This is a genomic window from Acinetobacter sp. ANC 7912, from assembly GCF_039862785.1.
GTDB classification, from domain to species: Bacteria; Pseudomonadota; Gammaproteobacteria; order Pseudomonadales; family Moraxellaceae; genus Acinetobacter; species Acinetobacter thermotolerans.
Genome location: NZ_CP156795.1, coordinates 3,133,547 through 3,139,974 on the forward strand (window position 1 = coordinate 3,133,547; position 6,428 = coordinate 3,139,974).

Here is a 6,428-nt window from a genome sequence, read left to right on the forward strand (position 1 = left end):
GCTTCTTAATGAACGTATTAGATTTCTATGTTTTACTTTATAAGAGTTATGCTTAAATGGCTACCTCTTTACCCAACAAGTGAGTTAATTGTTGTCGCGCTAATGCAGCTATAAACAGTTTTTCAATTTTAAGACTCAGGATTTTTAGTCCGTTTTAATCTTTTTCCTCATTATTCCCTATTATTCCTCAATAATTAAAATATTCAGCAAGTTACAATTAGATACAATTAAGCACCTTTAGCCTGATTAAAAAAGATCAGATTTGGTTCATAAATCACACTAAAAATATGATTACTCCACTTTTGCATCATCTCTGTACGTTCTTTCTCATACTTGGCCTTGTTATAAATACCTCTTACACCTTTGGCCGTATGGTTTAAACAAGCCTCGATTGCATCACTATTAAAACCTTGCTCGTTTAAATGGGTGCTGGCCGTTCTTCTCAAGTCGTGGACTGTGAACGGTGGCAAGTCTGTTAGTGCCAGTGCTGCCTTTTGCGCCGTATTAAAAGCGTTATGGCTGATATGAGTACCTGGCTTTCTGCCTACAAATACAAAAGGCTCATTACCTGCAATCGCCTTGAGTTCCTTAAATATCTCAATGATTTGATCTGACATATAAACGACCATTTCACGGCTATGGCCTGTCGTGCTGTCTGCTTTGGTTTCAGGGATAAGCCATATACGGCTATCAAAGTCGATATGCTCCCATTTAGCCCTCAATAGCTCTGACTTTCTGACCAATGTCAGCAATGACAGCAAAAGGCCCAGCTTTCTAGGTCGGTAGATTCTTGAGTTTAGTAAGGTGGTGTAATAGGTACGGATTTCATTTGTACTTAAATATCTATCTCTAGGCTTTGCCTTGTGTACGTGCCGTGATGGGATAGCCAAAACAGGGTTATAAGGTACAAGGCCCAGCGTCATTGCATAATCAAACATGCGCTTTAATAAGCCTCTGACTTGGTTAGCTGCTGCATCATATCCCTGTTCTTTTTTGCGCCATATTGTACGGCGTATATCTTCAATACTGACCTGATCTAATGGGATGTGGCCCATCATTGGATAAATGTCATTGCTCAGGCATAAAACCATGTTGTAAGGGTCTTTGCGGTCTTTTTTAATGACTTCTTTTAAATAGCGTTCGCCGTAGTCCTTGAACAAAATGCCTTTAGGTTTTGCCTTATCTTGTTTAGGTGAAATACCTTTTGCCACCAATGACGCTGCTTCATCTCTAAGCTGTGCAGCTTCTTTTATTGATACATCAGGATAATGCCCTAAAACCAATTTATCCTGCTTACCGTTCAGTGTGTAACGATAGCACCAAGACTTAACCCCAGTTGGTAGCACCTCAATAAACAATTTTTGACTTGGTGTGTATCTCACCGAGTAGCGTTTTTCTTTCGGCTTTAGTGCCTCAAGCTCTCTAAATGTTGAAAAGCCAAGACTGCTATTTTTTGACATCATTTAGTACCCATGAGAAAAAATCTATTTTTTTTAGTACCGATACCATTTAGATACTAAAAAAATCATAGCACTAGATGAACTCATAGAACATATAGGAACAATAAAAAGACATAAAAAAAGCACTAAGCTATTAAAACTTAATGCTATTTAATTATCATTGGAACTTATTAGAATTTACTGGAATATAGGCTTAAATTGAAATTACTTTCCAATACAAAATGATCCAAAGATCTTGCCGAGCAAATCATCCGCACTAAAGTCACCGGTGATCTCACCCAAAGCATTTTGGGCCAGACGTAGCGATTCTGCGACTAGTTCACCCGCGTTATACACCACCAGTTGCTCACGTGCTTCTGCCAGATATGCCTGAGTGCGCTTCATTGCGTCTAAATGGCGGGTACGTGCGATAAAGGCATCTTCTTCAGGCTGAAAGCCTGCATGCGCTGTAATCGTATCTATGAGCGCCTGAACACCAGTTTCCTGCTTGGCTGAAACAGTGATATGACGGAAACCTTCAAAATCACCGATCGCAGCCTCAGCACCAGTGAGGTCACATTTATTCCCAATCAGCATCAAGCGTTTTGGCTCAAGATGCTCAGCAAAGTATTCCTGTGCCAATTGTAACGGATTCTCACCTTGGCTCAGATCATAAACCAGCAACAACAGATCCGCCTGTTCAATCTCCTTAATCGCACGGCGGATGCCTTCTTTCTCGACCACATCACCCGTTTCACGCAGACCTGCGGTATCGGTCAGGGTAATTGGCAAGCCATTCAGGGTAATTTTCTCATGCAGCACGTCACGGGTCGTTCCAGCAATATCAGTGACAATAGCGCGTTCATTGCCTGCTAGTGCATTTAACAGGGAAGATTTACCTGCATTCGGTTTGCCTGCGATCACCACTTGTAAACCTTCACGCAATAATTGGCCCTGACGTGCCGATTGCTGGACTTGGGTTACGGCAGCAGCTACACCATCCAGTAGTTTGAGAATCTTGCCATCCGCAAGGAAATCGATTTCTTCTTCGGGGAAGTCAATCGCGGCTTCCACATGCAGACGTAGGTGAATCAGCTGTTCCAACACTGTATTCACTTTGGTGGAAAAAGCCCCTTGCAGGGAACGTACCGCAGAACGTGCCGCAGCCTGCGAGGTCGCATCGATCAAGTCAGCAATCGCTTCAGCCTGTACCAGATCCAGCTTGCCATTTTCAAAGGCACGCATCGAGAATTCACCCGCTTTGGCTGCAGTAGCACCAAGCTCTAGTAAACGTGCCAATAGAGCATTCTGGATCACCGGGCCGCCATGGCCCTGCAGTTCCACCACATCTTCACCAGTAAAGGAATGCGGGTTCGGGAAGCAGATCACTAGACCTTCATCCATGATTTCACCCGCCGCATCATAGAACTTTCTGAAAGCAGCAAAACGTGCCTGTGGCAGTTCTTTCTGGGTCAGAGCCTGGGCAATCTCATAGGATTTTGGGCCAGACAGGCGAATCACCCCAACGCCGCCACGTCCGGGTGGTGTCGCAATCGCAGCAATGGTTGTGGTTGGGTTGAGCATACAATTCACCTGCAGAAGATCTAAAAATACAGCCAAAAAAATCCGCCTAAGATTACCATCTTAAGCGGATTTATTCAGCCCGTCAGCAAGACTTAGTTTGCTGGGGTTGCACCTTCACGTTTTTCACGTTCTTTCGCTACTGACTTGTTGATCAGGCTTTGCTGGAAGATCGTGATCAGGTTGTTCACAATCCAGTACAGTACCAGACCAGCCGGGAAGAACAGCAGGAATACCGTAAAGATCACTGGCATGATCTTGAACACCTTAGCTTGCATTGGGTCAGCAGGCTGCGGGTTCAGAGACTGCTGGATGTACATGGTCGCACCCATCAGCAATGGCAGGATAAACCAAGGATCCATTGAAGATAAATCTTGGATCCAGAACATCCATGGTGCATGACGCAATTCTACAGATTCCATCAATACCCAGTACAGTGCCAGGAAGATTGGCATTTGCAGTAACAATGGTAAACAGCCAGCAAGTGGATTCACCTGCTCGCGTTTATACAGCGCCATCATTTCTTGAGAGAAACGCATACGGTCTTCACCGAACTCTTCTTTCATACGCTGCATTTCTGGCGCGATCACACGCATTTTCGCCATAGAGCGGTAGCTCTTAGACGACAATGGCCATAGAATCACTTTGACCAATACTGTCAGCAGAATGATTGCCCAGCCCCAGTTGCCCACCAAGCCGTGGAAGAACTGTAGTCCGAGGAACAGCAGTTTAGCAATTGGCCATAACCAGCCATAATCTACGGTCTGGTTTAAACCAACAGCCAGATCTTTCAGTTCTGACTGAATTTTTGGACCAGAGTAGAAGGTCGCATCAATTTCTGCCACCGTACCTGCTGGTACATTGAAGGTTGGAGAAGTAAAGCTGATGATGTTCATGTCATCAGTCGATTTACGTGATTCCAGCTTCGCTGTATACGCTTCACCCTGAGCTTGAGTCAGTTTCAGGTTACCCGGTACCCAGGCACTCACGAAGTAGTGCTGAACCATGGCAATCCAGCCACCTTTAGCTTCAGTGCTGAGCTTTTCTTCAACAAAATTGTCAAATTTCAACTTGTTGTAGTGCTCATCCGGCGTACCCCATGCACCGCCCAAGAAAGTACCTAGTGTAAAGATACCCTGATCAGACTTGCCTGGATCTTCGGAATTGTCACGCTTGATCTGGCCAAACATTTGACCCTGCCAAGCCTGTCCACTGCGGTTCACCACTTTGTGGTTCACAACTACAGGATATTCACCTTCAGTGAAGTTAAAGGTTTTGATGATTTCGACACCATCAGCAGTCTTGAATACCATTGGTACAGACAGCACTTTCGCTGTCTCGCCATCTTTGTTCTTGCCTGCTTTAGCATCATTCAGGGTATAAGTGGTTTTTTCCACTTCATAGGTTGGGCGGCCATTACGGCTGCTGTCCGGTCCATTCAGGCCGATTAAACCAGACTGGGCGACATAAGTACGTTTCGCATCGCTTTCCAGCATCACGAAAGGTTCATCGCTGTCTTTGTTTTTGTCATGATTGAGTAATTCAACACGAACAATATCACCACCTTTAGGGTTAATCCAAAGATGATAAAGGTCAGTTTGTACTGAAATAAGCTGCTGACTTACAGGTGCTGTTGCATCCGCGGCTTGCTGCGCTGCTACATTTGCTTGTGGCACATCAGAAGCGGCTGTCGCCGTCTGACCATTCGGCAAATCTGCTGATACTTCATGCGAAACCACAGCAGTTTCCTGCTTTGCATTGGTTTGTGCATTTCCATAATCTTTTTGCCACGCCAAAATGAGCAAATATGCGACAACAAACATAGCCCCGAGAATTGCAATCCTGGCCCATTGTTGCATATGTATTACCCCAAGTGGTTAGAGTGATTTTGGTTCAATAAACGATCACGAAAGGGTACAGCAACGTGAAGCGTTTGAGAATCTATTTGCTGAAATGAAATAAAACGAATCGCTTTCGGAGGAACCGGATCATATCCAGAGCCACCCCACGGATGACAACGGCAAATACGCTGAGTAGCCAGCCACACACCACGTACAGCTCCATGTGTATGGACTGCTTCCAATGAATATTGAGAACATGTTGGAATATAACGACAGCGGGGTCCAAGAAGAGGACTAATCGCAATCTGATAGAAACGTATTAACCAATGCAGTAAACGTACCATTGGTCATCTCTACTTTTGTGGGGAGGGAGCTATTTTTGTATGCTTTTTGGCGAGACGGTTGAGTTTCTGCCAGGCAAATTGTAATTGCTGATGTAATTCTGCATTCGGGACTGCTTCAATGCCGACTTTAGGCATCACGACAATATCCAGATCGCTGAGTTGCTGCTGGTGCAGACGAAAGCTTTCGCGAGCAAGACGTTTTACTCGATTTCGCTCGTGCGCTCGGCGCACTTTTTTCTTAGCAACGACTAAACCCAAACGGCTATTTGGCAGTTCGGACTGTTTTGCAAGAAATAAGAAATGGGGTTGATGCACTTTAAAAAGCGCACCATCAAAGACACCTTTATAATCGGCAGCACAGCGTAATCGTAACTCTGTGCCAAAACCATAAAGTGTTGTCATAACACCCAAAGTCGGCGAAGCCTAACCGATTAAACAGTTAAGCTGTGACGACCTTTTGCACGACGGCGAGCTAGAACTTGACGACCAGCTTTAGTAGCCATACGAGCACGGAAACCATGAACGCGTTTACGCTTTAATTCAGATGGTTGGAATGTACGTTTCATGTCGAAACTCCCAAAATGATCTTTCTATGAAGGTCCGCGATTTTAGTGCTCATTGCTTGAGCTGTCAATGAAAATGCGGTTTTCTTTTCAAATAACTCTTTGAGCAGACTTGTCTTTACATTTTCAAATAGTGTAATCAAAGAGATTAAAAAAGAGTTAATCACAATGTAAACAATTGTTTTATAATCTATTGTGAGTTATAAACACTTATATCAACATATTTATCCACAATTCTATTCACATATTAAATTCATTCTCACGTTTTGAATTCAAATTTAAACTCAATCTAGTTATCCACAGAAAGCTCGAGGTTTATTAATAAATTCAAATTTTAAAATTTAAATTTATTAATATTAGGGAGCCGATTTGCTGTGGAAAATCCACTTTTTTAAATAATTAACATTATCTTATATTGTGGATAAAACTGTTTTTATAATTTTTATACTTTGTGGATAACTTTGTGCTATATTTTATCCACAGCTTGCGGATAAACTTATCCACACCAGGTTTTAAATTTAAATTTATGCGTGAAAAGTGCTTTTTTGAGCGATTTCTGCAGAATATGCCATGACAGATGTGGATAACTTGGTTAGAATGGCGACCCGCTTCGGATGCGGTAATGTCTTTAATTGAAAATGGAATAAATAGGGGATTCAC

Annotated in this window: 6 protein-coding genes; all 6 read right to left on the bottom strand. The window is 43.3% G+C overall.

Going from position 1 to position 6,428, the window contains the following annotated elements:
- Positions 1-227 precede the first annotated feature (227 nt).
- Positions 228-1,460, bottom strand: a complete 1,233-nt coding sequence (locus ABEF84_RS15310) for a tyrosine-type recombinase/integrase (RefSeq protein WP_347473885.1) — start codon at positions 1,458-1,460, stop codon at positions 228-230.
- Positions 1,461-1,664: 204 nt separating this feature from the next.
- Positions 1,665-3,023 carry a tRNA uridine-5-carboxymethylaminomethyl(34) synthesis GTPase MnmE gene (gene mnmE, locus ABEF84_RS15315; RefSeq protein ID WP_347453337.1) on the bottom strand — a complete coding sequence of 453 codons (1,359 nt, stop codon included), beginning with the start codon at positions 3,021-3,023 and terminating at the stop codon, positions 1,665-1,667.
- Between the two features lie 92 nt (positions 3,024-3,115).
- Positions 3,116-4,879: a membrane protein insertase YidC gene (yidC, locus tag ABEF84_RS15320; protein WP_347453338.1), complete on the bottom strand. Its 1,764-nt coding sequence runs from the start codon at positions 4,877-4,879 to the stop codon at positions 3,116-3,118.
- 5 nt (positions 4,880-4,884) lie between these two features.
- Positions 4,885-5,205, bottom strand: a complete 321-nt coding sequence (gene yidD, locus ABEF84_RS15325) for a membrane protein insertion efficiency factor YidD (RefSeq protein WP_004780345.1) — start codon at positions 5,203-5,205, stop codon at positions 4,885-4,887.
- Positions 5,206-5,214: 9 nt separating this feature from the next.
- Positions 5,215-5,607, bottom strand: coding sequence for a ribonuclease P protein component (gene rnpA / locus ABEF84_RS15330; RefSeq protein WP_034581844.1), 393 nt, complete (start codon positions 5,605-5,607; stop codon positions 5,215-5,217).
- A gap of 29 nt (positions 5,608-5,636) precedes the next feature.
- On the bottom strand, positions 5,637-5,771 hold the full coding sequence (rpmH, locus tag ABEF84_RS15335; protein ID WP_000831329.1) for a 50S ribosomal protein L34: 135 nt from the start codon (positions 5,769-5,771) through the stop codon (positions 5,637-5,639).
- Between the last annotated feature and the right edge of the window lie 657 nt (positions 5,772-6,428).